General features: G+C 71.9%; 17 protein-coding genes. 13 read left to right on the top strand and 4 right to left on the bottom strand.

The window, feature by feature from the left end; translation table 11 throughout:
• Positions 1–201 precede the first annotated feature (201 nt).
• The 7 genes from ACTMVF_RS24315 to ACTMVF_RS24285 all read left to right on the top strand — a co-directional run bounded on the left by ACTMVF_RS24315 (position 202) and on the right by ACTMVF_RS24285 (position 11,251).
• Positions 202–2,727, top strand: coding sequence for a SpoIIE family protein phosphatase (locus ACTMVF_RS24315; protein WP_441273217.1), 2,526 nt, complete (start codon positions 202–204; stop codon positions 2,725–2,727).
• A gap of 164 nt (positions 2,728–2,891) precedes the next feature.
• Entirely contained in the window at positions 2,892–5,669 is a 2,778-nt protein-coding gene (locus ACTMVF_RS24310) for a SpoIIE family protein phosphatase (RefSeq protein ID WP_441273216.1), read from the top strand.
• A gap of 134 nt (positions 5,670–5,803) precedes the next feature.
• Positions 5,804–6,622, top strand: a complete 819-nt coding sequence (locus tag ACTMVF_RS24305; protein ID WP_441273215.1) for a chitosanase — start codon at positions 5,804–5,806, stop codon at positions 6,620–6,622.
• 203 nt (positions 6,623–6,825) lie between these two features.
• The gene (locus ACTMVF_RS24300) at positions 6,826–8,190 is read left to right on the top strand and encodes an FAD-dependent oxidoreductase (RefSeq protein WP_441273214.1); all 1,365 of its coding nucleotides are present in this window, start codon (positions 6,826–6,828) and stop codon (positions 8,188–8,190) included.
• A 109-nt stretch (positions 8,191–8,299) separates the two neighbouring features.
• Entirely contained in the window at positions 8,300–9,265 is a 966-nt protein-coding gene (locus ACTMVF_RS24295; RefSeq protein ID WP_441273213.1) for a DUF1152 domain-containing protein, read from the top strand.
• A 101-nt stretch (positions 9,266–9,366) separates the two neighbouring features.
• Positions 9,367–9,864, top strand: a complete 498-nt coding sequence (locus ACTMVF_RS24290) for a lamin tail domain-containing protein (protein WP_441273212.1) — start codon at positions 9,367–9,369, stop codon at positions 9,862–9,864.
• A gap of 223 nt (positions 9,865–10,087) precedes the next feature.
• Entirely contained in the window at positions 10,088–11,251 is a 1,164-nt protein-coding gene (locus ACTMVF_RS24285; protein ID WP_441273211.1) for a hypothetical protein, read from the top strand.
• Between the two features lie 8 nt (positions 11,252–11,259).
• Here ACTMVF_RS24285 and ACTMVF_RS24280 read toward each other — a convergent pair whose 3' ends face one another.
• A complete protein-coding gene (locus tag ACTMVF_RS24280) occupies positions 11,260–11,922 on the bottom strand; it encodes a maltokinase N-terminal cap-like domain-containing protein (protein WP_441273210.1) in 663 nt (220 codons plus the stop codon).
• A 167-nt stretch (positions 11,923–12,089) separates the two neighbouring features.
• On the opposite strand from ACTMVF_RS24280, the gene ACTMVF_RS24275 reads away from it, so the two are divergent.
• From ACTMVF_RS24275 to tgmB, 4 genes are all read left to right on the top strand, one after another.
• Positions 12,090–13,247, top strand: a complete 1,158-nt coding sequence (locus ACTMVF_RS24275) for a TRM11 family SAM-dependent methyltransferase (RefSeq protein ID WP_441273209.1) — start codon at positions 12,090–12,092, stop codon at positions 13,245–13,247.
• A 209-nt stretch (positions 13,248–13,456) separates the two neighbouring features.
• Entirely contained in the window at positions 13,457–13,753 is a 297-nt protein-coding gene (locus tag ACTMVF_RS24270) for a YkvA family protein (RefSeq protein ID WP_441273208.1), read from the top strand.
• Between the two features lie 118 nt (positions 13,754–13,871).
• Positions 13,872–14,063 carry a putative ATP-grasp-modified RiPP gene (tgmA, locus tag ACTMVF_RS24265; protein ID WP_301994635.1) on the top strand — a complete coding sequence of 64 codons (192 nt, stop codon included), beginning with the start codon at positions 13,872–13,874 and terminating at the stop codon, positions 14,061–14,063.
• A gap of 16 nt (positions 14,064–14,079) precedes the next feature.
• Positions 14,080–15,054 (top strand): ATP-grasp ribosomal peptide maturase, encoded by a 975-nt coding sequence (gene tgmB / locus ACTMVF_RS24260; RefSeq protein WP_441273207.1) that lies wholly within the window; start codon positions 14,080–14,082, stop codon positions 15,052–15,054.
• A 6-nt stretch (positions 15,055–15,060) separates the two neighbouring features.
• Here the strand turns inward: tgmB and ACTMVF_RS24255 are convergent, their stop codons facing one another.
• Entirely contained in the window at positions 15,061–15,279 is a 219-nt protein-coding gene (locus ACTMVF_RS24255) for a hypothetical protein (protein WP_441273206.1), read from the bottom strand.
• Positions 15,280–15,392: 113 nt separating this feature from the next.
• Positions 15,393–15,854, bottom strand: a complete 462-nt coding sequence (locus ACTMVF_RS24250) for a DUF2269 family protein (RefSeq protein WP_441273205.1) — start codon at positions 15,852–15,854, stop codon at positions 15,393–15,395.
• 157 nt (positions 15,855–16,011) lie between these two features.
• On the opposite strand from ACTMVF_RS24250, the gene ACTMVF_RS24245 reads away from it, so the two are divergent.
• Both ACTMVF_RS24245 and ACTMVF_RS24240 read left to right on the top strand, forming a co-directional pair.
• Entirely contained in the window at positions 16,012–16,974 is a 963-nt protein-coding gene (locus ACTMVF_RS24245; RefSeq protein ID WP_441273204.1) for a GlxA family transcriptional regulator, read from the top strand.
• A 108-nt stretch (positions 16,975–17,082) separates the two neighbouring features.
• Positions 17,083–17,430: a hypothetical protein gene (locus ACTMVF_RS24240; protein ID WP_441273203.1), complete on the top strand. Its 348-nt coding sequence runs from the start codon at positions 17,083–17,085 to the stop codon at positions 17,428–17,430.
• A gap of 13 nt (positions 17,431–17,443) precedes the next feature.
• On the opposite strand, the gene ACTMVF_RS24235 is transcribed toward ACTMVF_RS24240, so the two are convergent.
• On the bottom strand, positions 17,444–24,691 hold the full coding sequence (locus tag ACTMVF_RS24235; RefSeq protein ID WP_441273359.1) for a MupA/Atu3671 family FMN-dependent luciferase-like monooxygenase: 7,248 nt from the start codon (positions 24,689–24,691) through the stop codon (positions 17,444–17,446).
• Between the last annotated feature and the right edge of the window lie 37 nt (positions 24,692–24,728).

Here is a 24,728-nt window from a genome sequence, read left to right as displayed (position 1 = left end):
CCCGTTCCGACAACGGGGAGGGTTGATGCCCGGTTGCGGGTTCGGGCATTTCCGGGCGGGGCGCCCTGCCCGGCGCTGCGGCGAGGCCCGGTCGGGGTGACCGCACAGCCCCGCTTGCGCCGCCCAGGTGCGGGCAGGGTGCGTCGTGGCGCATTCTTGCTGTGTCGCGCGCGTGATGGGCGTACGGACGAGGTAGGGCCGATGACTGGGAGCGCCGAGGGCGCAGAGCGGACGCCCGGCAGGCTGGCGGCGCTGCTGATCGATGCCTCGGCCGAGGCGATCAGCGCGGCCGGTGGCCACGCGGGTGGGGTCTACCTGCGCTCCGGCACGCCCGGACTGCTTCGTCTGGCGGTGCTGGAGGGGCTGCCGGGGCCGCTGTTCCGGCCGTGGTGGCGGCTGCATGTGGACCGGCCGTTTCCCGTCGCGGACGCCTATCGGCTGGGCCTGGAGGTGGTGCTGCCGAACGCCACGGAGACGATGCGCCGCTATCCGCAGTTCGCGGCCGGTCTGCCGTTCCAGTTCGGGTCCCTGCACGTCCCCGTGGCGAGCAGGTCGGCCGTGTACGGAGTGCTGACCGTGCTGCGGCCCTCGGCGGCGGACGCCACGGAGCTGCTGCCCGTGCGCGAGCGCATGACGCAGGTGGCCGAGGAACTGGGGTCGGCGCTGCGGGTCCTGGAGGACGGGGACGCCTCGGCGGTGTCCTGGGACGGCGGGCCGCTGTGCGTCCGGCCGCCATCGGGCCGTCCGCCCACGGGGCGCGTCGGACGGTTCGCCTGGGATCCGGCGACGGGCCTGGTGACGACGGACGAGCGGCTGAACGTCGTACTGGAGGCGGCCGCGGGGAAAACCGACGGCACCGGGGAGGCGTTCGCGCAGGCCGTCGCACCAGGGCATCCGGAGCGGATTCTGGCGGCGCTGCGGGAGGCGGCGGGTGGCCGGCCGCCGGCCCTGCCGCTGTATGTGCGTGCGCCGGACGGTGCGCTGCGGCTGGTCGAGGTCTGGGGGCCGCACGACGACTCGGCCCCGTTCGGTGCGGCGACGGTGCGGGGTGTCGTCCTCGACCCGGGGCCGGGCGCGGTGGCGGACGCGGCGGCCGATCTGCTGCCGGACGGTGTGTTCTGCCTGGACCGGGTGGGCACGGTCGTCTACGCGAATCCGCATGCGGCGCGGTTGCTGCGCCGACCGCGCACCGAGTTGCTGGGCCGCACTCTGTGGGAGGGCGTGCCGTGGCTGAACCAGCCCGCCGTCGAGGATCATCTGCGCGGAGCCCTGCTGTCTCCGGAGCCGATGCATTTTCATGTCCGCAGACCGTCCGCCCATGGTCGTGAGCCCGCCGCCGACTCCGTCGAGGGCGACTTGCTCGCGATGTCCGTCTACCCCGGCCGGGACCTGCTGACGTGCACGCTGCGGCCCGGGCACCGCATGGCGGACGTCCCGGCCGGCCTCCCGGAAGCGCACGGTCCGCCGGAGCCGGCCGGTGCGCCTTCCCTCTCTCCCCTGTACCGCCCGATCGTCCTCGCCATCGCGCTGACGGAAGCGGTCACCGCCCGTCAGGTGTCGGCCGTGGTGATGCGGGAGCTGCTGCCCGCCTTCGGCGGCCGTCGGCTGGCCATCTACCTGCTCCAGGAGCGGCATCTGTACCTGGCCTGGGAGACGGGCTTCCCCAAGGGGTTCCTCGCCCCGTTCGAGGGTGTGGGGCTGGACGAGCGGCTGCCCGGCGTCGAGACGCTGACCAGTGGCCGCCCGCTGTTCTTCGACTCGATGCAGCAGCTCGCCGACGCCTATCCGGGCATCGCGCTGGACGCGACGGAGGGAGCCCGCGCCTTCCTTCCCCTGATCGCCTCGGGGCGTGCCGTCGGCTCGTGCATCCTCGGCTTCGACCGGCCGCGCAGCTTCAGCACCGAGGAACGCACCGTGCTCACCGCCATGGCGGGGCTGATCGCGCACGCCATGGAGAAGGCACAGCGCTACGAGAACGAGGCCGCGCTGGCCCGTGGGCTGCAGCAGGCGCTGCTCCCCCGGCGGCTGTCGCAGCACCCGCTGGTGGAGACCAGCGGGCGGTATCTGCCGGGCACCCAGGGCATGGAGGTGGGCGGCGACTGGTACGACGTCGTCGCCGCCGGGGACGGTCTGGCCCTGGTGATCGGTGATGTGCAGGGGCACGGCGTGCAGGCGGCGGCCACCATGGGCCAGCTGCGCAGCGCCGTGCGGGCCTTCGCCCTCGGCGACCGGCCCCCCGACGAGGTCATGAGCGGCACCAACCGGCTGCTGATCGACCTCGACGCCGGTCTGTTCGCGAGCTGCTGCTACATCCGGCTGGATCCCGCGACCGGCGTCGCCCAGGCGGCCGTGGCCGGGCACCTGCCGCCGCTGCTGCGCCGTCCCGACGGCCGTACGCATGTCGTCGACCTGCCCGGCGGGGTCGTGCTCGGCGTGGACCCGCAGGCCCAGTATCCGGTGGCGGAGCTGCTGATGGAGCCGGGTGCCGTCCTGGCCCTGTACACGGACGGGCTGGTCGAGCGGCCCGGTGTCGACATCGACGTCGGCATCAGCGCGCTGCGGGTGGCGCTGGCCAAGGCCGGTGCCCCTGGTGCCCGCCGGGGCGGCCGCTTGCTGGCGGGCGTAGCCGACCGGCTCACCGTGGCGGCCCGGCACACGGCGGACCGACCCGACGACATCGCGCTGCTGCTCGCCACGCGGCGGGCCCCGCCACCGCACCGGAAATGAGGGTGCGCGCCGACGACACCGGCCCCGTAACCCTGTTGCGAGGGCGGGAGTTGCCCGGATTCGCCCCATCACTTCTGTGATCGTGGTGTGTGAGAGACAGCAGGTCCTGTCACGGTCCGCGACGTCTCTCGCCTCCTGCGGCCGGGCAGTGTAGACATGGGCACATGGTCCGACTAACGGGTCGATCCGGGGCCCGGTCGGCCCATCGTACGAGCGGTCTGCGCACCCGACGTGCGCCCGACCGCGATTTTGCGGTGCCGGAACGGGGAGTGCCGCGCGATCCACTCGCCGAGGGGCGGCGGAAGGGCCGGCTCGCCGGGGTGCGGTCGGCGCTGGGCGGGCGCAGCGTCGCCGGGCAGGTGTTCCTGCTGCAAGTGGTGATCGTGCTGCTGCTGGTCGTCGCCGCTGTGGTGGCGCTGGTGCTGCAGACGCGGTACGACAGCACGCAGGAGGCACGCAACCGCTCCGTGGCGGTCGCCGAGGCGTTCGCGAACGCGCCCGGCACCCGGGAGGCGCTGGACAGCCCGGATCCCACCGCTGTCCTGCAGCCGCGGGCCGAGGCGGCGCGCGAGGCGACCGACGTGGACTTCATCGTCGTCATGAACACCGACGGCGTCCGCTACACCCACCCCAAGCCGGACCGCATCGGGAAGAAGTTCGTCGGGACGCTGGAGCCGGCGCTGGCCGGGAGGGTCGTGGTCGAGCAGATCACCGGGACCCTCGGTCCGCTCGTGCAGGCGGTGGTCCCCATCAAGGATCCCGACGGGAAGGTCGTGGGCCTGGTGTCGGCCGGGATCACCACGAAGACCGTGGGCGGTACCGCGGACCGGCAGCTGCCGCTCGTCCTGACCGCCGCGGCGGTGGCGCTCGCCCTGTCCACGGCGGGCACGGCCCTGGTCAGCAAGCGGCTGCTGCGGCAGACGCACGGCCTCGGGCCGGACGAGATGACCCGGATGTACGAGCACCATGACGCCGTCCTGCACGCCGTCCGGGAGGGCGTGATCATCGTCGGCGACGAGGGGCGCCTGCTGCTCGCCAACGACGAGGCGCACCGCCTGCTCGACCTGCCCGAGCAGGCCGAGGGACGCCGGGTGCTCGACCTCGGCCTCGCCCCCGACACCGCCGAACTGCTGGACTCGGGCCGGATGGCCACGGACGAGGTGCATCTGGTCAAGGACCGGCTGCTCGCCGTCAACCAGCGCCCCACCCACCTCAGGGGCCGGCCCTCCGGCAGCGTCGCCACGCTCCGCGACTCCACGGAGCTGCGGGCCCTGTCCGGCCGCGCCGAGGAGGCCCGCGAGCGCCTGAACATGCTGTACGACGCCGGTGTGGGCATCGGCACCAGCCTGGACGTCACCCGTACCGCCGAGGAGCTGGCCGAACTCGCCGTGCCCCGGTTCGCGGACTACGCCACCGTCGACCTGTTCGACGCGGTGCTGGCCGGCGGGCAGCCGGAGGGGGTGACCCGGCTGCGGCGCACGGCGTCCAGCGGGATCCGCAAGGACGCGCCGCTGTACCCCGTGGGCGAGCAGATCCGGCTCGTGGACTCCTCGCCGCAGGCCCGTGCGCTCAGCGACGGCCAGGCCGTCGTCGAGCCGCGGCTCCGGGAGGCGCCGGGCTGGCGCGCCCAGGACCTGGAGCGGTCGGCGCAGGTCGTGGACTTCGGCATCCACTCGCTGATCGCCGTGCCGCTCAGGGCGGGGTCCCTGGTGCTGGGCGTGGTCAGTTTCTGGCGGTCGCACAAGGGCGAGCCGTTCGACGCCGACGAGGTCGCACTCGCCGAGGAGCTGGTCGCGCGGGCGGCGGTGTCCATCGACAACGCCCGCCGGTACACGCGCGAGCACAGCATGGCGGTGACCCTCCAGCGCAGCCTGCTGCCCCGCCGCCTGCCCGAGCAGAACGCGCTGGACATCGCCTACCGGTACCTGCCGGCGCAGGCCGGGGTGGGCGGCGACTGGTTCGATGTGCTGCCGCTGTCCGGTGCCCGGGTGGCGCTGGTGGTGGGGGACGTCGTCGGCCACGGGTTGCACGCGGCGGCCACGATGGGACGGTTGCGTACGGCCGTGCACAACTTCTCCGCCCTGGACCTGCCGCCCGACGAGCTGCTCGCGCTCCTCGACGAGCTGGTCGCCCGGATCGACCAGGACGAGACGGAGGAGGGCGACAGCTCTCCGGTGGCCGGCGCGACCTGTCTGTACGCGATCTACGACCCGGTCTCCCGGCGGTGCACGATCGCCCGCGCCGGTCATCCGCCGCCGGCCCTGATCGGGCCGGACGGCACCGTCGAGTTCCCCGACGTGCCGGCCGGTCCCCCGCTGGGCCTGGGCGGGCTGCCGTTCGAGACGGCCGAGTTGGAGCTGTCCCAGGACAGCCGGCTGGTGCTCTACACGGACGGGCTCGTGGAGGACCGGGGGCGGGACATCGACGAAGGTCTGGAGCTGCTGCGGGCCGCGCTGGCCCGGGCCGGCCGGTCGCCGGAGGAGACCTGCCGGGCCGTACTGGACGGCCGGCTGCCCGAGCGGCCGAGCGACGACATCGCGCTGATCGTGGCGCGGACGCGGGCGCTCGGCGCCGACCTGGTCGCCGAATGGCAGGTTCCGTCCGATCCGGCGGCCGTCGCCCAGGTGCGCTCCGATGTGACAGGGACGCTGGAGAGGTGGGGGCTGGAGGAGCTGTCGTTCACCACTGAGCTGATCCTGAGCGAGCTGGTCACCAACGCGATCCGGTACGGCGGTGGTCCGATCAGCGTGCGCATGCTGCGCGACCGCACGCTGATCTGCGAGGTCTTCGACGCCAGCAGCACCTCGCCGCATCTGCGCTACGCGGCCATGACGGACGAGGGCGGGCGCGGCCTGTTCCTCGTGGCGCAGCTCGCCGAGCGCTGGGGTACGAGGTATCTGCCCACCGGCAAGGTGATCTGGGCGGAGCAGCCGCTGCCGTAGCCGGCGGCTGTTTGTACATAGGTACGAACCTTTGACGCGACCGGTGCCCCTCACGACCCTCCTCTGATAGGAAACCTTCCTATCAGTATCCGGTACGGCCAACTCTCCACCCCCCACCACCATTTGGAGCCGCCGTGAAGCACCCCCCGCAAGCGTCGCGCCGCACCCTCCTCACTCTGATCGGCGCGTCCTTGGCATCGACCCCGCTCCTCAACTCCCCCCGTGCCGCCGCGGCCCGCGCCGCCGTGGGACTCGACGACCCGGCGAAGAAGGAGATCGCCATGCGGCTGGTGTCGAGCGCGGAGAACTCCTCGCTCGACTGGAAGGCGCAGTACAAGTACATCGAGGACATCGGCGACGGCCGCGGCTACACCGCCGGCATCATCGGCTTCTGCTCCGGCACGGGCGACATGCTCGACCTCGTCGAGCTGTACGCCGACCGCCGCCCCGGCAACGTCCTCGCCCCGTACCTGCCGGCGCTGCGCCGGGTGAACGGCACCGACTCGCACGACGGGCTCGACCCGAACTACCCCCGCGACTGGTCCCGGGCCGCACAGGACCAGGCGTTCCGGCAGGCACAGAACGACGAGCGCGACCGGGTCTATTTCAACCCGGCCGTACGGCAGGGCAAGACCGACGGCCTGCGGGTGCTCGGCCAGTTCGCGTACTACGACGCCATCGTCATGCACGGCGACGGCACCGACCCGACCAGCTTCCGCAACATCCGCAGGCGTGCCCTGAACCGGGCCCGGCCGCCGGCGCAGGGCGGCGACGAAGTCACCTACCTGCACGCCTTCCTGGACGCGCGGGTGTGGGCCATGAAGCAGGAGGAGGCCCACGAGGACACCAGCCGGGTCGACACCGCCCAGCGGGTCTTCCTGCGCAAGGGCAACCTCGACCTCGATCCGCCGCTCGACTGGAAGGTGTACGGGGACAGTTACCACATCGACTGAGCACCACCCGGCGCCCCGGACGCGGGGCGCCGGACCTCGCCGTACCCGCCCTTCGCCCGGCATGAGAGAGTGGCCGGCACGGCCCGGTTGCCTCATAAAGTAGATTTATGAGCTCATAGAGCGGACCCGCGTACCGACTTAGGCTTGCCTTAGTTTAGGCTTCCCGACGAGATCGCTTGTCACCGCTCGAAGGGATCCTGATCATGCCCCGCCCCTTGCGGGTAGCCATCGTCGGAGCCGGCCCCGCCGGGATCTACGCCGCCGACGCCCTGCTCAAGTCCGACGTGGCCGCCGAACCCGGCGTGTCCATCGACCTCTTCGAGCGCATGCCGGCGCCGTTCGGCCTGATCCGTTACGGCGTCGCGCCCGACCACCCCCGCATCAAGGGCATCATCACGGCCCTCCACCAGGTGCTCGACAAGCCGCAGATCCGCCTCTTCGGCAACGTCGACTACCCGACCGACATCAGCCTGGACGATCTGCGCGCGTTCTACGACGCCGTGATCTTCTCGACCGGTGCGACGGCCGACCGGGCGCTGCCGATCCCGGGCATCGACCTCGACGGGTCGTACGGCGCCGCGGACTTCGTCTCCTGGTACGACGGCCACCCGGACGTGCCGCGCACCTGGCCGCTGGAGGCGGAGAAGGTCGCCGTCCTGGGCGTCGGCAACGTCGCGCTGGACGTGGCCCGCATCCTCGCCAAGACGGCGGACGAGCTGCTGCCGACGGAGATCCCGCCGAACGTCTACGAGGGCCTCAAGGCCAACAAGGCGCTGGAGGTCCACGTCTTCGGCCGCCGTGGCCCGGCGCAGGCGAAGTTCTCCCCGATGGAGCTGCGCGAGCTGGACCACTCCCCCAACATCGAGGTCATCGTCGACCCCGAGGACATCGACTACGACGAGGGCTCGATCGAGACCCGGCGCGGCAACAAGCAGGCCGACATGGTCGCCAAGACCCTGGAGAACTGGGCGATCCGCGATGTCGGCAACCGGCCGCACAAGCTGTTCCTGCACTTCTTCGAGTCGCCCTCGGAGATCCTCGGCGAGGACGGCAAGGTCGTCGGCCTGCGCACCGAGCGCACCGCCCTCGACGGCACCGGCAACGTCAAGGGCACCGGCGAGTTCAAGGACTGGGACGTCACCGCGATCTACCGCGCCGTCGGCTACCTCTCCGACAAACTCCCCAAGCTGCCCTGGGACATCGACTCGGGCACCGTCCCGGACGAGGGTGGCCGGGTCATACAGGAGTCCGGCGAGCACCTGCAGTCGACGTACGTCACCGGCTGGATCCGGCGCGGCCCCGTGGGCCTGATCGGCCACACCAAGGGCGACGCCAACGAGACGGTGTCGAACCTGCTGGACGACTTCGCGAACGGCCGTCTGCAGACGCCCGCTTCGCCCGAGCCCGAGGCCGTGGAGGCGTTCCTCGCCGAGCGCGAGATCCGCTTCACCACCTGGGACGGCTGGTACAAGCTCGACGCCGCCGAGAAGGCGCTGGGCGAGCCGCAGGGCCGTGACCGCGTGAAGATCGTCGAGCGCGAGGACATGCTCCGGGAGAGCGGCGCGTAAGTCGCCGACGGAGACACAGGGCACAGACGGAGAGGGCCGGGGTTCAGTTCCCGGCCCTCTCTCGGCTTTCACACTCTCCGCGGTGATCGCCCTCTATTAACGTTGCCCGGTGTTCTCACTTCTCGAGCCCCCCTTCTTCACCCGGCTGCGCGATGCGCGGCGGGTGCTCGTCGCCGGCGCCGGCGGCGGTTTCGACGTGTACGCCGGTGTGCCACTGGCCCTCGCGCTGCGGGCGGCGGGCAAGGAGGTCCGGCTGGCCGGCCTGTCCTTCTCGGATCTGTACGGGCTGGACCTCGATGTATGGGTGGACCACGACGTCGCGGCGATACGGCCGGACACCGCGGTCCGCGGCGACTACTTTCCCGAGCGGACGCTGGCCACCTGGCTCGCCCGGCATGACCTGCCCGACACGGTGTACGCGTTTCCCCTCACGGGCGTCCAGCCGCTCAGGGCCGCCTACCGCGCGCTCGCCGGGCATCTGGGCGGCGTGGACGCCATCGTCCTGGTGGACGGCGGGACCGACATCCTGATGCGCGGCGACGAGAACGGGCTGGGCACGCCGGAGGAGGACATGGCCAGCCTGGCCGCCGTGGCCGGGCTCGACGAGGTTCCCGTGCGGCTGGTGGCGTGCCTCGGATTCGGGGTGGACTCCTACCACGGGGTCAACCATTCCCTGGTGTTGGAGAACCTCGCCGCGCTGGACCGCGAGGGCGGCTACCTCGGCACGTTCTCGCTGCCGCGCGACAGCCGTGAGGGGCGCCTCTACCTCGACGCGGTGGAGCACGCCCAGCGGTGCACGCCGGACCACCCGAGCATCGTCCAGGGCTCCGTCGCGGCCGCGGTGCGCGGTGACTTCGGCGACGTACGGTTCACCGAACGGACCAGGGACAGCGAGCTGTTCGTCAATCCGCTCATGGCCCTGTACTTCTGCGCGGACGCGCCCGCCCTGGCCCGGCGCAACCTCTATCTCGACCGGCTGGAGAACACCGCGCTCATGCGCCAGATCAGCTCGGTCATCGCGGAGTTCCGCGACGAGCTCCCGCGTCAGCGGCCACCGCGGGCCTACCCGCACTGACGCACCCCTGTCTCACATTTCGGTGAAGTCACCACGGCACTCGCGTGAACTGCATACACTCCTGATCTTCACAGAAGTTCCATACAGGGGGGTAATTCTCCATGGGCATACGCCTTGTCGCCACAACCGCCGTCGCGACCGGCGCGCTCGCCGCGCTGTCCGCCGTACCGGCACAGGCCACCGAGTACTCGTCCGCGCTGAAGGTCAAGGGCATCCAGTACGACGCCCCGGGCCGCGACTCCAACAGCTGCTCCACCGGCAATACCGACGAGGAGTACGTGACGATCAAGAACTACTCGTCGAGCACGACCGTGAACCTCAAGGGTTACGTCGTGAGGGATGCCAGCACCACCAACAAGTTCGTCTTCAGCGCGAACCACTACCTGCAGCCCGGTGACTACGTGAAGCTCCGGGGCGGCAACGGCACCGACTCCGACAGCAAGAACGTCGTGTACCGCGACAACTGCAACTTCCTGTGGAACAACGACAAGGACACCATCAAGCTGTACAAGCCCTCGGGCGCCGGCGCCGACTCGCACTCGTACACCAAGAGCGGCAGCGACCCGGACGGGAACGGTTACATCACCTACCACGGCTGACCGTTCGCGGAACGCGCGCGAGCAGGACCCGCCCCAATGCGGATGGTGGGCGGGTCCTGCTCACCGAGTCATTGTCATGACCGGACGTGGCGCGGGCCACGAGTGAGCGGCGGTCGGGCTGTGCGCATCGTGCACACCCCGTGTGCGGACCCCCGCCCGACCGGCATCCATCGGCGGCGACGATACTGGTACGAGCACGTGTCCCCGCTCACAGATGGACCCCATGCCCAGCTCCTCCAGCGCCCGCCCCACGACCCCGCCCTCGGTGTGGTCGGCCCGTGGCCGCCACGTCGGCCCCGCCGCGGAAGACGTACTCCGGCTCAGTCTGCGGCAGCTCAAGGACAGCCGGGTCATAGACGACCATCTGGAGGTGCCCGAGACCGAGGGCGCCCAGGAGCGGATCTTCGAGGCGCGATGGCGGGTCGCCGAGACGGTGACCGTCCGGGCCAGGCTGACCCTCGAACACGGCTCCGCCGAGGGGCAGGTGTGGACGCTGGTCGCGGAGGCGGAGGCCCCGTGGGACCCGCGCTGGCCGTCGCCGGCCGCCATGTTCTGGCCGCAGGAACCGGACGCGGCCTGGGACCACGATGCGGTCACGGGCCTGCGCTGGACGGACATCAACCCCCTCCCCTCGGACGACAAGGCCGTACGGCGCGTGCTGCGGGACTGCGCGCGCGACGGCTGGAGCATCCATGTCGTCGTCCACGAGGCCATGACCACGGACGAGCGCGGCCGCGTGCCCCTGGCGGGGATGGTGCCGCCGAGCCTGCGGCACCGGGTGGTCGAGCATCGTGCCGCGCCCCATCAGCTGCGCGTCGTGAACTGGGCCTTGCGGGACTTCGGGGTGCAGGTGCCGCGCGGTGGTGCCGTGGTGCTGCCTGGGACCGCGGCCTCGTCGGGCTACGACGCCGACGACTTCGCCGTACGCAGTGTCTTTCTCGACGGCTCGGAACCGGCCGAGCTCATCCATGCCGTGACGCGGTTCGCCGCGCTGCCGCGCCCATTGCCGGAGGACGGCGAGGAGGCGCTCACCGCCCTGCGTGAGGACTGGCGGCTGCTGACGCTGGAGGAGGAACTCGCCCGTGAACGCAAGCTCGTGGCGATGTACGCCGAGGCGCTCGAGGCGATGACGAAGTCCCGCGACCTGTACCGGGAGGCCGCCGAGCAGGCGCACGCCGCGCTGGCGGCCTACCGGGAGTCCGCCGGGGCCGTGCCCGTGACACGGCCCGAGCCGGACGCCGCCCCGACGGCCTCCCCACTCCAGCAGCTGACCCGGACCTTCGAGCGCCTCAAGGTCCCCGCGTGGGCGCGCAGGCCCGGGCCCGGCGCGGACGGTGAGCAGGAGGGCAAGGCCGTCGAGGAGCGGGCGGAGACTTCGGACCGCTAGAGCCGGTGCTAGCTCCGGGCGCCTGCGTGCAGGGCGGCGAACAGCCCGTGGGCGCGGGTGCCGTCCGGGAGCTGCCAGGCGCCGCCGACATGACCGGTGGCTCCTTCGGGAAGGAGCGACGCGGCGTTCGGGGCGGGCCGCAGAACCCGGTGCAGATGGAGAGTCGAGCCGTCCGGTGCGGTCAGCCTGGTGCCTCCGGCGTCGTCGGTGGCAGGGGCCGCGATCTGCGTCGAGGTGAGGCCCGCACCGGCGTAGGAGCGGGTGACCTCCTCGTCGACGGTGTCGGTGATGCTCTGTGCCTGAGCCTGGACCCGCCCTTCGATCAGGGCCCACAACTGGGCGACCAGTACCGGGTCGTAGCAGCCGTCGTAGGCCCAGCGCTGTCCCAGCACGCCGTGCTCCATGGTCCCGACGAGGGCGTGCTCCGCTCCGTCGAGAGGGGCGCCGCGGTACGTCAGCGGCGCCAGGTAGCTGACCGGCTCGGTGCCGGCGGTGTCGGTGGCCACCATGAACTCGATCCCGACCTCCCCCTGCGGGTCGTCGAGCCGGAAGCCGCCGGCCTTGGCCAGCTTCGGTTCACCGGCGCCGCCGTACCACGGACGGGAGGGCAGCCAGGAGGTGAGCAGTTCCAGCTTGGTCGGTTTGAGGGTGGTGCGGTGAATCAAGGCCATGTCCGCAGGCTCTCACGGAAGTTGACGCGCTGGTACTGTGTTCGATCATGACGTACTTCTTCCCCCTCCGCTAGCCGCTCCGTCGGCACTGCGCGGCTCGACCCGGCGCCGGCGATGCGGGACGGTCCTCCACCGTCCCGGGCTGCGACGTGGGAGAAGACGGCATCATGCGCATGGTGGCGCGGTGCGTACGCGGGTTGGAGCCCGCACTCGGCACGGAAATTCTGCGGACGGGTTCCGCGACCATCGACTGGATCGGCCACCGCGAGGTGGGCTTTTGGACCAGCACCGACACCCCTTCCGGTAACGGCGACGGCCAGGTGCGGCTGCGGACCGCCGACGACGTCTTCCTGCTCGCCCGCCGCCGGGACGACATCGGCCCGCACAAGAGCAACCTGGCCGCGCTGGCCGAGATGGCCCGCGCGGTCGATCTGGAAGGGCTGGCCCGGGAACGCCGGGCCCGCGGCGGGCCGGCCGGGTTCGGCGGGATCGAGATCTCGGCGTCCTTCCTGGGGCGCAGGACGTACAACCGGTACGACATCGAGGACGCCGTCGGCCGGGTTCTGGCCGAGCGCGCGGGTGTGCCGTACCACGCGCGCCGGAACGGCGAGCCCGCGCCGCCCGGCCACAGCGGATGGCGGCTGACGTTGGACGGCGCCCACGCGACCCTGCTGCTGCGCCTCGGGCGGCGCCCGGCGCACCGGCGGACCTACAAGAACGCGACCGTGGCGGGTACCCTGCACCCGCCGGTCGCCGCCGCCATGGCCCAGGCGGCCGAACTGCGCCCGGGCCAGCGGGTGCTGGATCCCTGCTGTGGCGCGGGGACCCTGCTCATCGAGGCCCATCACACGGTGCCGGACACCACCCTGCTCGGGTTCGATCTCGACCCGGCCGCGCGGCGGGCGGCACGGCACAACGCCGGGCCGCTCCCGGTCACCGTCCAGCACGGGGACGCCGGCGCCCTGCCCCTCGCCGATCGCAGTATCGACCGTGTCCTGTGCAACCCGCCCTGGGGAGAACAGGTCGACGCGGGTGGGTGCCTCGCCGGGCACCCGGAGCGATGGTGGCGCGAACTCGCCCGCGTCCTCACCGACGAGGGGCGTGCGATCGTGCTGCTGCCCGAGGCGCGGGGACTGGGCCACGCCCTGCCGCTCGGCCTGACACCCGTCCACGTACAGCAGCTGAGCCTGTTCGGCAGCCGTCCGCTGCTGGTCCGCCTCGAACGGCAACGCGACCGCGGACGCGCTCGGGCCCGTCGGCAGGCGCAGGCCAAGGGCGGCACGCGCCCCCGCGCGGTGCGTACGCCGCCTGCGCAGGAGGCGTAGGCGGCGCGTACTGCGTCCGGCGGGTTGCCTTCAGTGCGCGTGGTGGGCGGTCCCGGCTCCTGCCCAGGCAGGTACCGGGGCCGGTCGCGCGTCTTTCGTCCTGACGGGTGACGGGGACCGCCAGGTGACCGCCGTCATGCAATGCGCACGCCGCGAGGGGGAATCCGACGAGCAGTGTGTCGTGCGCACCGCCGGCAGGAGGAGGGTCCGTGGAGTCGAGCACCACAGTGATCGTCGTCGCCGTGGCCCTCGCGGCCGTAGTGCTCGCCGTGGCCGTCGGCGTGCTGGTGCGGCTGGTGCGGACCCGGCGCGTCATGAGGCGTGCCGGGCTGCCGACCGGGCCGCGATGGGTGTTCTGGGGTGCCGTCGCGTACTTCGTGCTGCCCGCCGATCTGGTGCCGGATCCGGTGTATCTGGACGACATCGGCGTGCTCTTGCTGGCACTGCGTACCCTGCGCCGCTCTCCCGAGGCGGGACCGCCGGACGCCGTTGGTTACAGAAAGTAAGGAAACCAATCACTCGTTCGATTCGTTTAAGTAAGTGGAAACCAAAGGGCGTCTTCGGACCGAAGGGCGCCGCTGGGTGACCAGGCTCGATCGGAGCAGCACCTGTGAGGGAGAGACGATGCAACCGTTCGCGCTCAACTATGCACGGCCGGCGGCGGAGTTGGAGGTCACCGCTCCGTACGTCTACGACTCCGGTCTGCAGTTGAACGTGCTCCGTGACGGGCGGATAGCCGCCCGTGATCATGCTCTGTTGCGGGAGCTGGGGACCACGACGTCCACGGCGGGGTCGAAGACCCACTTCGACGACTGAACACAGATCGGCGACGATGACGGTCTTGATTCTGACCAGCGAAGAAGACGTGACGGCGGACATGGTGGTCGTGCACCTGAACGCGTCCGGCGTCCCGGTGGTCCGGCTCGATCCCGCCGACCTGACCGGCGGGGTCGCCCTGTCGGGCGAGTATGTGCACGGCGCCTTCCGTGGCCATCTGTCGTCCGCGGGGCGGCTGGTGGGCATCGACGGGCTGCGGTCGGTCTGGATGCGCCGGCCGGGGACCGCGGCGGCCCGGGCGGTCATTCCTTCCGCCTGGCTGACGGAGGAGGCCGGGCAGGCGCTGTACGGCATGCTGCGCGGGTGTGACGCCCGCTGGATGAACCATCCCGACGCGGCCCGCCGGGCCCGTTACAAGCCGTGGCAGTTGCGGGTGGCCCAGCGGTGCGGGCTGCCCGTGCCGGCCACGTTGATCACGACTTTTCCGCAGGCCGCCCGCGATTTCGCCGATCGCTATCCGGATCTGGTGGTCAAGCCGGTGTCCGGCGCGCATCCGCAGGATCCGCCGCGGGCGGTGCCGACCAGCAGGGTGGCCCCGGACGCGGACTTCTCCGCCGTCGCGTTCGGGCCCACCCTGCTGCAACGGCGCGTCGCCAAGCGGGCCGACATCCGCCTCACGGTGGTGGGCGAGCGCCTGCTGGCCGCCCGCCGGACGACCGACCCCGACGCCGAGGTGGACGTCCGCTTCGACGCGTCGGACGCGCCATGGCGGCCCGTCGAGGTCGCACCGCGCGTCACCGAGGCCGTCCGCGCGTACATGCGGGCGGCGGAACTCGCCTACGGTGCCTTCGACTTCGTGGAGGACGCCGACGGGACATGGTGGTTTCTGGAGTGCAACCAGTCCGGTCAGTTCGGGTTCATAGAGGTGGACACGGGCCAGCCGATCGCTCTCGGCATCGCCGAGTGGCTCGCCCGGCCCGCCTCGTGGCAGCAGTCGCAGGTGAACGGTGCGGGTGCGCAGGTTCCCTGACCGTGCTCAGAGCTGCTGCGAGCCGGGCGGCAGGGCGCCGCGCTGCCAGGTCGGGGCCGGGGGTCCCGGGCGTCCGGGAGCCGGTGCGTGGCCGCCCGACTGCAGCAGCGGCTGCATGGCGAACTCCACTTCTCTGCTGACGCGTTCGGCCTCCCGGCGCACCTGCAGGGGGATGTCGCCGCGCTCCGCGATGAGCCGGTCGTAAATGGGGGAATCCTGGAACACCCGTCAACGCGCCTTTCATGTCGTGGCCCTGTGTGCATTTGGGCACGGCTGTCGAGTCTAGGCGCCGACGCACACTGAAGTGCGAATTCTGCCAGAGCGCTTGACGGCCCGGGTCAGGCACCCGTAGTCGAGCCGGGCCGGACGATCATCAGGACGGTGACGGTTGCCCACAGGAGGTTGAAGATGCCGGTGAACATGGCGAGTTGAACGGTGGCCGCGTGCTCGACGGGCTGCTCGGCGCCCAGTCGCTCGAGGAGTTCCTCCTGGCGCGGCAGGACGAAGGCGATCAGGATTCCGGCGGCCGCGGCGGTCAGGGCGATGGACGTGATGAGCCATCCGCTGCCCAGGACGCCCATGGCCAGGGCGGTGGCCAGGCCGAGCACGGGGACCGACACCCCGATGGCTCCGTAGACGCGGCAGATGCGGTGCAGGAGCCGGACGGTGCCCACCGCCACCGCCCCGTCCGTCGCCGGGACGCGGCGCGCGGCCGGGGGGAACATGCTGGCCGCGACGGTGACGGGGCCGACGGCGACGATGGCGGCCAGGACGTGAAGGGTGAGGAGGATCTTGGTCACCCGCCCCACGCTAGGGATCCGCCGGATGATCGGACAGAGGCTGAAATGACAGCTTCCAACGGGTTCTCGCCAACAGTCCTGCCCGCCTCCTCAGCACACCTCGACTGTGCCACCTGCACTTATGTCGGGTGGCGGGAATCCGCCTAGAGTGGCGTTCATGCACACCGTGGCGATCCTGGTTCTCGACAACGTCGTGCCGTTCGACATGGCGACGCCCTTCCAGATGTTCAGCTGGACCCGCCTGCCGGACGGCCGCCGCCCCTACCGGGTCCGGCTGTGCGCCGAGTCGCCGGAGGTGCCCACGGAGGGCTTCGCCCTGCGGATCGACCGCGGGCTCGAAGGGCTGGTGGACGCGGACACGGTCATCGTGCCGGGCTGCGACGAGACCGGGCCGCCCTCCGCGCGTGTGGTGGCGGCCCTGCGGGAGGCGGCGGAGGCCGGCACGCGGATCGCGTCGGTGTGCGTGGGCGCCTTCGTGCTGGCCGAGGCCGGACTGCTGGACGGGCTGCGGGCCACCACCCACTGGATGGCCACCGACGAACTGGCGCGGCGCTTCCCGCGCGTCCGGGTGGAGCCGGACGTGCTGTACGTCGACAACGGGCAGGTCCTCACCTCCGCCGGAGCCGCCGCCGGACTGGACATGTGCCTGCACATGATCCGGCGGGACCTGGGCTCGGCGGTCGCCGCGCACACCGCGCGCATGGCCGTCGTACCACTGGAACGGGAGGGCGGGCAGGCGCAGTTCATCGTGCACGAACACCCGCCCGTACCGCGGGGTTCGGCGCTCGAACCGCTGCTGGAGTGGATCGAGGACAACCTGGCCGGCGAGATCACCCTCGCGGCGATGGCGGAGCGTTCGGGGATGAGTGAGCGCACCTTCAGCCGCCGGTTCCGTGAGCAGACCGGCACCACTCCGCTGCAGTGGCTGCTGCGGGCACGGGTGCGGCGGGCCCAGTATCTGCTGGAGAACAGCGACCACCCGATCGAACGGATCGCACGGCAGGCGGGGTTCGGTTCGCCCACGGCGTTCCGGGAGCGCTTCCGCCGGGTGGTCGGCACCACGCCGCTCGCCTACCGCTCCGCGTTCCAGGGGAAGGCCGCGGTCGGCGCCCAGTCATAACCGGTGGCTCGCCCTGTTCAGTCACGGTGGGATAAATCACCCGAGTCCACGCGGGCCGTCAGCAGTTGGACAAGGGGTATCGATCCTCCCCAAGGACGGTGTACGCCCATGAACTGCTCCAGCCGCCTCCTTTGTGTCCTCTACATCGCCACGAGCGCGGGGCTCGCCTGGACCTCGGTCCTCACCTTCCGGTACGGCCCCATGTGGGGGGCGTGCCTGTTCGCCGCTGCGAGTCTCGTGCCGGTCATCGCCGTCGTACGGGAGACCGTGATCGGCGAACAGCGGCGGTGGCTGCTGGAGCTGATCGCACGGACCGGGCGCACCGGCGACACCGCCGAGGCGATCGTCCGTGCGGAACTCGACTCGGCGTGCTGCGAGCGCTGGTGGACGAGCCTCGGCAGTCAGCACGACGTGACCTGCCGGCACGGGATGCCGCGGAGCAGCAGCGCCGCGTGAGCGTCCGCGACGGTCAGCGGCCGAGGGCACGGTCGACCTCCTCGCGCAGGAGGGCGACGTAGTCGCGGGTCCAGCCCTCGATCGTGGTGCGGTCCCACAGGTCGGCCGAGTACTCCACGAAGCCCTTCAGTTCGTCCCCGGCCGGGATCAGGCCGAAGCTGAGCTCGGTCCGGGCCGCGGCGGGGGCGAGGTCCTCGACGGCCGTGGTCAGGCCGGGCAGTTCGATCTCCGCGTCCAGCGTGCTCTGGTAGGCGAAGCCGACGTCCAGCCGGTCCGGCACGTCGACGCCCGTGCGTTCCCGCAACGCGGGGGCGATCCGGCGCACCGGCAGGGCATGGTCCATGCACTCCACCGCCGTACGGGCGACGCGGTCCGTCAGCGCGGTGAAGGCACCGGCCGCCGCGTCCCGCACGCGCAGCGCGAAGCCGGTGATCGTGCAGGCCAGCAGGGATTCGAACTCCCGGCGCTCGCGGTTGGCGTAGGAGATGTTGAACACGACGTCGGCCTGTGCGGACTGCTGCGCGAGCATGCGGCCCAGGGCCGCGGCCGTGACCGCGAAGGGCGTCGTTCCGCGCTGTCGCGCCAAGCGCTCGACGGCGGCCCGCACCTCGGCCGGCACGGTGAACATCACGGCGCCGCCCCGTCCGCTCGCCCGCTTCGGCCGGGGCCGGTCCAGCGGCAGGTCGACCGTGAACGGCACTCCGTCGAGCTCACGGAGCCAGAACTTCAGTTTCCGTTCGTCGGCGGCCCCGTCGGCCTGCTCCCGCTGCCATCGCGCGTACGTCACGGGCTGGCACCGCACGGGCGGCAGGGTGTCGGGTTCGCCCGTGACGGCGGAGCCGTAGAGCGCGGCCAGTTCCTTCAGCAGCAGGCTGACGGACCAGCCGTCGCAGGCGGAGTGGTGCAGGACGAGGAGCAGGACCCAGGTGCTCTCGCCGGTGCGCAACAGGCGCAGTGCCACCGGGGTTCCGGCGGTGGGGTCGAGGGGTGTCTCGGCGGCCTTGTCACTGGCTCGTTCAAGGGCGGCCTGCCGCTCGCGCGCGGGCAGGGCGGTGAGGTCCTCGACCGGCAGCCGCACCGGTCGGGGCCGCAGCACCTGCTGCTCCCAGCCGTCGCCGCTGCGGGCGAGGCGGGTCCGCAGGCCTTCGTGCCGCTCGACGAGCCGGGTCAGGGCGGTGCGCAGGGACGTCGCGTCCAGGTCACCGGAGAGGGTGATCCGCAGGGCGACGTTGAAGACCTGTGGGAGGTCGTGGTCGGCGTGCACCGTGGCGAAGCGGGCCTGCTGCGCGGTGGCAGGAGCCCGGCGCTCCACCGTGCCGGGGCCGTCGTCGGCTTCGGAGGGCACGCTCGTCCGGTCGGTCATGTCGCCTGCCGCAGCGGCCAGTTGGGCCGTCATGGCCCGCAGCGTCGGCTCCTGGTAGAAGCTGAGCATCGGGTACTCGGTGCCGAATTCCTCCCGGACCTGGTTGACCAGCCGCATCGCGGTGATCGAGTGGCCGCCCAGCTCGAAGAAGGAGGCGTCGGCCGCGATGCCGTCGGCGTCGACGCCGAACTCGGCCGCCCACAGCTGCCGTACGCGTCGCTCGATGTCGGTGCGGTCGCCTTCCGCCGCCTGCCCGGCGACGGGGCTCGGCCTGCGGTCGGCTGGTGCGGAAGTGACGAGGTCGGGGGCCGGCAGCGCGGATCGGTCCAGCTTGCCGTTGCCCGTCACGGGCAGGGCGGGCAGGACCCGCCAGGCACGCGGCACCAGGTACTCCGGAAGCCTGGCCGCCAGTTCCTCGGCCAGGAGGTCGGCGCACGCCTGCCGGTCGTCGGCCGCCGTGCCGATCTGGTCGGCGGCGACGGCATACGCCGCGAGGTACGCCTCACCGCGGTCGTTGCGGCGCGCCAGCACGGCCGCCTCGCGCACGCCGTCCAGGGCGTTGAGCACGCGGGAGACCTCTTCCGGCTCGACCCGGAAGCCCCGGATCTTCACCTGGTCGTCGGCCCGGCCGCAGAACTCCAACGTCCCGTCGGCACCCCAGCGGACGAGATCGCCGGTGCGGTACCTGCGGGCGTCCGGACCGCCGTCCGGGTCCGGCGGGAAGCGCTCCTCGGTGAGTTCGGCGCGGTGCAGATAGCCGCGGGTCACGCCCGGGCCGCCGACGTACAGCTCCCCCACCGTGCCGACGGGCGCGGGGCTGCCGGACTCGTCGAGCACGCTCAGCCGTACGTTGTCCACCGGGCGCCCGATCGCGATCGGGCGGGCGGCGTCCGGGCTCTGCGCGGCCACGGTCTGGGTGGTGCACAGGACGGTCACCTCGGTGGGCCCGTACACGTTCACCGTCTCGTACCGCGCCTCGGGGCGGGGCCGGGTGCGCAGCACATCGCCGCCGAGCAGCAGGTGGCGCAGCGGCGGCTGGTCGCCCGCCGGCAGCCGCAGCAGCTGTTCTCCCAGGGCGGTGGGGAGGATGGAGAAGGTGGCACGTTGCTCGCCGTACCACCGGGCCAGGGCGAGCGGATCCCTGCGGAGGCCCTCGTCGGCGATGGTGACCGAGGCTCCCGCGGTCAGCGCCGGCCAGATCTCCAGGAGCGAGGCGTCGAAGCTCTGGCTGCACACCATCGCGCTGCGGTCGGCCGGTGTGAAGGTGAAGCGCCGGTGGTGCCACTCGCACAGGTCGACGACGCCGCGGTGCGTCACCACGACGCCCTTGGGGGTGCCGGTGCTGCCCGAGGTGTACAGGACGCAGCACGGGGACTGGTGGTCGGTGGCGGACGCGGCGCGCGGTGAGGGGGGCGCGGTCGCGTTGGGCCGTACGACGGTCACTCCCGTCGGCAGCTTCAGGGCGGCCGCATCGTCGTGCGTCGACACCACGATCCGGGCCCCGCACTCGCCGATGACCTGCTCGGCGCGCGCCCGTCCGAGGGACGGATCGAGCGGCACATAGGCGCGGCCCGCCTTGAGCACGGCGAGCATGGCGACGACGAGGTCGGCGGAGCGGGGCAGCCATAGGGCCACCTCACCGCCCTCGGGCTGCCGCTCCCGCAGAGCTGCGGCCAACTGCTCTGCCCTATCGTGCAGTTGACGGTAGGTCAGTCTCGTATCGCCGCTGATCACCGCGGTGCGGTCGGGCAGCGCTGCCGCCTTTCGGGCGACGAGGTCGTGGACGGTGGTGTCCGTGAGCGGGCGGGTCGGGCCGCGCTGCCAGGACGGCGGTACGGGTTCCCCGTCGGCGGCGGTGTCGGCGGCGGTTACCGGGACGAGCCGGGACAGGGGTGCCTCGGGTGCGTCGACCGCTGCCGCGAGCAGGTCCCTGAAGGTGGCGAAGAACCGGTCGACGGTGGCCTCGTCGAACAGGTCGGTGTTGTACTCCAGATGGCAGCGGATGCCGTGCGGCTGGTCGGTGAAGTAGACCGTGAGATCCGTCAGGGACTTGTCCGGCCCCGCGTCCAGCGGTGTGGCCTCGATGCCGGGCAGTGCGAAGCGGAACGGTTCGGCGCGCTGGAACTCGGCGAACGCCTGGAACACCGGTGTCCGGTCGACCGCCCGGGGCGGCGCGAGCTCACGCACCACCCTCTCGAAGGGCACACGCGCGTGGTCGTACGCGTCGAGCGCGACCGTGCGCACCCGGTCTAGCAGGGTGCCGAAGGCGGGATCGCCGGACAGGTCGAGGCGCAGTGCGAGCGTGTTCACGAAGAACCCGAGCAGGTGCTCGGCCCGCTCGGGCCGGTCCGAGATCGGGGTGCCGATGACGATGTCCGTCTGCCCGGTGACCCGGTGCAGCATCGCCGCGTACCCGGCGAGCAGGGTCATGAACAGGGTGCTGCGACGGGCGCGGCCCAACTCCCGCAGTCGTCGGGAGAGCTCCGGGTCGAGGGTGTGGAAGACGGCCCGGCCGTTGGAGGTCATGGTCGACGGGCGGGGCCGGTCGGTGGGGAGGGCGAGGGCGGGCAGGTCGCCGTCGAGGGTGCGGCGCCAGTAGGCGAGGTCCTCGTCGGCCTCGGGGCTGTTCGCGGCCGCCGCCTGTTCCCTGGCGTGGTCGGCGTAGCTCCGGGTGAGCGCGGGAAGGCCGGGGGCGGTTCCGTCGCGTTCGCTTCGGTAGAGCGCGGAGAGGTCGCGGGCGAGGACGGTGGCGGAGGCCGCGTCGACCACGATGTGGTGGAGAGACAGCACGAGGACGTGCTCCGCCTCGCCCAGCTTGACCAGTCGGGTGACGAACAAGGGGCCGTTCACCAGGTCGAAGCGGCGCGCGCTCTCGGCCGACAGGACGTCCTGGAGCGTGCGTTGGGGGCTGTCGGTGCCGTCCACGCACGCGAAGTCGGGCTCCGCGAACGCCCGCACGACCTGGCGTGGCCCGTCCCCGGTCTCCCGGAAGACGGTACGCAGTCCCTCGTGACGGGCGACGAGGCCGCGCAGCGCCGCGTGCAGGACGGGTACGTCGAGAGGGCCGGCCAGGCGGATCGCCTTGACCTCGTTGTAAGCGGTGCGTCCGGGAAGGAGGCGCTCCAGGAACCAGATCCGTTCCTGGCCGGGCGACAAGGGCGCGTCGGCGGAGGCGGATTCGGCGGATGGCGGCCCGGCAGCCGGCCCCCGGCGGTAGCGGCGGCGCAGTGCGTCCAGCCGTGGCAGCCCGGCGCGCAGCTCGTCCGCTGCGACACCGAAGTCGACGAGCGCCACGATCTCGTCGGCACCGGCCCCGGTCACCGCGTCCACCACCGGGCGCACGCTGTCCACCGTGCCGATCAGGGCACGCTGGTCGCAGTAGCGGCCGTAGGCACGCCGGAACACCGTGTCCAGATCGTCCTCGCTCAGGGCGGACAGGTCGATGCTGTGCCCGAGGCTGTTGGTGACGCCGCTGAACAGGGACAGGGAGGCGCGCATGTAGCGGGACAGCGGTTCGTACGCCTCGGTCCGCGCCGTGTCGTGGTCCTCGGCGAGATAGGTGTGCAACAGGACGGCCACCCGCCCGGCGTCCGGGTCCAGGCCGTGGCGGGCCCGGGTGCGCCGGTAGCGGGCGATGTTCTCCTGGAGCTGTTCGACGGTCTGGGTCATCAGGTTGGTGACGACGCCCAGGTCGTGGCGGGCGGCGAGTTCGTACGAGGCGGGGTTGCCGACCACAGCGGTGTAGAGGGGCGGAGCGTCCTGCACCGGTCGGGGGAAGAGCCGCAGCTCTGCCTCGCCGTCACCGGTCGTGCGGCGCACGGCGTCCCCGCGCCAGAACTTCCGTACCTCCTCGAGCTGTTCGTACATCAGCTCCTTGTGGCGGCCGAAACGGTCGGGGAAGAAGGCGAAGTCCTTGGCGCTCCAGCCACTGGCGACTCCGATGCCGACGCGCCCGCCGGAGAGGTTGTCGACCATCGACCACTCCTCGGCGACCCGGATCGGGTCGTGGAGGGGCAGGACGACCGAGCCGGCGTTGAGCCGGATGCGCTCGGTCTCGCGGGACAGCGCGGCGGCGAGCACCGCCGGGTTCGGGAAGAGGCCGCCGAAGGAGTGGAAGTGGCGTTCGGGCATCCACAGCGCATGGAAACCGTGCCGGTCGGCGAACCGGGCGATGTCCATGAGGAGTTCGTACTGGCCGTGGCGCGGTGAGGACGCGTCCTGAGGGTAGTCGCCGAAGAAGTAGACGCTGAAGTCGGTGGTACGCGTGGCGGGTTGGCTCGCCGGCCGGGTCCGGGATTCGGTGACGGCGGCGGCGTTCCAGGCCATGGCGGCCACTGGGGAAGGCGTCGGCGCAGGTGCTTCCGGTACCGGCGCACAGGGTTCCGGTACCGGCGCCGGTCTCGGTGGCGCGGCCTTCGGCGCCACGGGCCGCCCGCCCGGGAAGAAGCCCGCCGTCCGCAGCTCGCGCAGCGCATCCCGTACGGCGTCCGCCACGAACTCGAGGTCGCCGTCCGAGTGGGCGGTGGACAGGAAGAAGTTGCGCCACTCCCAGACGTGCACGCCGCGCAGCATCAGGTGGTGGTAGAGGAGCTCCATGTCGGCGCGGTGCTCGAAGCGGAACTGGGAGCCGAAGTGGCTCATCCGCAGCGGGTACTCCTCGGCCTCGAAGAAGCCGTTCAGCGTCGCGGCCAGTTCGGCGGTCCGCGCGTTGAGGCGCTCCTGCAGGTGCGGGCTGTGCTCCTTGAGGTGGGTCAGTACGGCGCGCGCGGCGACCATCGACACCGGGTGCTGGATGTACGTACCGCCGAAGAAGGTGGTGTCGGCGGGCGGGTAGCTGTCGTCGCCGTAGGACCAGTAGCCGCCGTCGACGCCGTCCATGAGGTCGGCGCGGCCCGCGATGGCGCCGATGGGGAAGCCGCCGCCGAGGAGTTTGCCGTAGGTGGCGAGGTCCGGTGTGACGCCGTACAGCTCCTGTGCGCCGCGCGGTGCGGGACGGAAGCCGGTCAGCATCTCGTCGAAGAGCAGCACGATGCCGTGGCGGCGGGTGAGTTCGCGCAACCTGCGCACGAACTCGACCGGTTGCAGCGACGGGTGCCTGCTCTGCACCGGTTCCACGACGACCGCGGCGATGTCGTCGGCGTGCCGGGCGATCGTCTCCAGGGCGGTGTCGCTGCCGTAGTCGAGGACCAGCAGATCGGAGACGGCGGCCTGCGGGACGCCTCGGGAGACGGGCACGGTGAGGTGGTCGGCGCCGCTGCCCGAGGGGCGGCCGAGGACGTTGTCGGCGTGGCCGTGGTACGCGCCCAGGAAGGTGACGATCTTGTCGCGGCCCGTGGCGGCGCGGGCGAGGCGGATGGCCGCGGAGTTCGCCTCCGTACCGGAGTTCGCGAACGCCACCCGCTCCAGACCGGTCAGCTCGGCCAGCAGCTCGGCCGCCTCGCCGGTCTCCACGTTGCGCGGGCCGAGCTGGATGCCGCGGGACAGGTGCTCACGGACGGCCTCGGTGACGAAGTCCGGTTCGTGGCCGAAGAGGAGGACGCCGAAGCCCATCGTGATGTCGACGTACTCGTTGCCGTCGACGTCCTGGAGGCGCGCCCCGCTCGCCCGGCGGCCCGCGATGGGGTACAGCATCTCCTTGGTGCCGCTGCGGAAGCCGACGACGGCACGGCTGTCGGCGAGGACGCGGCGGTAACGCTGGGCGATCCGCTTGGAGGTCGGGGTCCTGGCGGTGTAGCGGCGTACGAGGTCGTCCAGGTGCTCCTGCTGGGAGCGCGGGGAGGCGTCCCGCACCATGCCGGAGGTCCGCGCGACCGTCACCCGGGGGCCGTGGACGCGCGGCGGCTCCGGGGCGGTAGCGGCGCCCATCTGCTCGGCGATGCGCTGCGAGAGTTCGGTCATCGCGGCCAGGTCCCGGTCCAGTGCCGCGGATATGCCG

The sequence above is a fragment of the Streptomyces sp. SD31 genome, from assembly GCF_052068475.1.
Lineage (GTDB): Bacteria > Actinomycetota > Actinomycetes > Streptomycetales > Streptomycetaceae > Streptomyces.
Note: the sequence above shows the minus strand (reverse complement) of the source record. Positions and strands in the feature narration are given on the sequence as shown.

Excerpts from the sequence above, each read along its gene's own strand:
- ACTMVF_RS24315 (WP_441273217.1), top strand. The coding sequence starts at position 202 with ATGACTGGGAGCGCCGAGGGCGCAGAGCGGACGCCCGGCAGGCTGGCG.
- ACTMVF_RS24310 (WP_441273216.1), top strand. The coding sequence starts at position 2,892 with ATGGTCCGACTAACGGGTCGATCCGGGGCCCGGTCGGCCCATCGTACG.
- ACTMVF_RS24300 (WP_441273214.1), top strand. The coding sequence starts at position 6,826 with ATGCCCCGCCCCTTGCGGGTAGCCATCGTCGGAGCCGGCCCCGCCGGG.
- ACTMVF_RS24290 (WP_441273212.1), top strand. The coding sequence starts at position 9,367 with ATGGGCATACGCCTTGTCGCCACAACCGCCGTCGCGACCGGCGCGCTC.
- ACTMVF_RS24285 (WP_441273211.1), top strand. The coding sequence starts at position 10,088 with ATGCCCAGCTCCTCCAGCGCCCGCCCCACGACCCCGCCCTCGGTGTGG.
- ACTMVF_RS24280 (WP_441273210.1), bottom strand. The coding sequence starts at position 11,922 with ATGGCCTTGATTCACCGCACCACCCTCAAACCGACCAAGCTGGAACTG.
- ACTMVF_RS24275 (WP_441273209.1), top strand. The coding sequence starts at position 12,090 with ATGCGCATGGTGGCGCGGTGCGTACGCGGGTTGGAGCCCGCACTCGGC.
- tgmA (WP_301994635.1), top strand. The coding sequence starts at position 13,872 with ATGCAACCGTTCGCGCTCAACTATGCACGGCCGGCGGCGGAGTTGGAG.
- tgmB (WP_441273207.1), top strand. The coding sequence starts at position 14,080 with ATGACGGTCTTGATTCTGACCAGCGAAGAAGACGTGACGGCGGACATG.
- ACTMVF_RS24245 (WP_441273204.1), top strand. The coding sequence starts at position 16,012 with ATGCACACCGTGGCGATCCTGGTTCTCGACAACGTCGTGCCGTTCGAC.
- ACTMVF_RS24240 (WP_441273203.1), top strand. The coding sequence starts at position 17,083 with ATGAACTGCTCCAGCCGCCTCCTTTGTGTCCTCTACATCGCCACGAGC.
- ACTMVF_RS24235 (WP_441273359.1), bottom strand. The coding sequence starts at position 24,691 with ATGACCGAACTCTCGCAGCGCATCGCCGAGCAGATGGGCGCCGCTACC.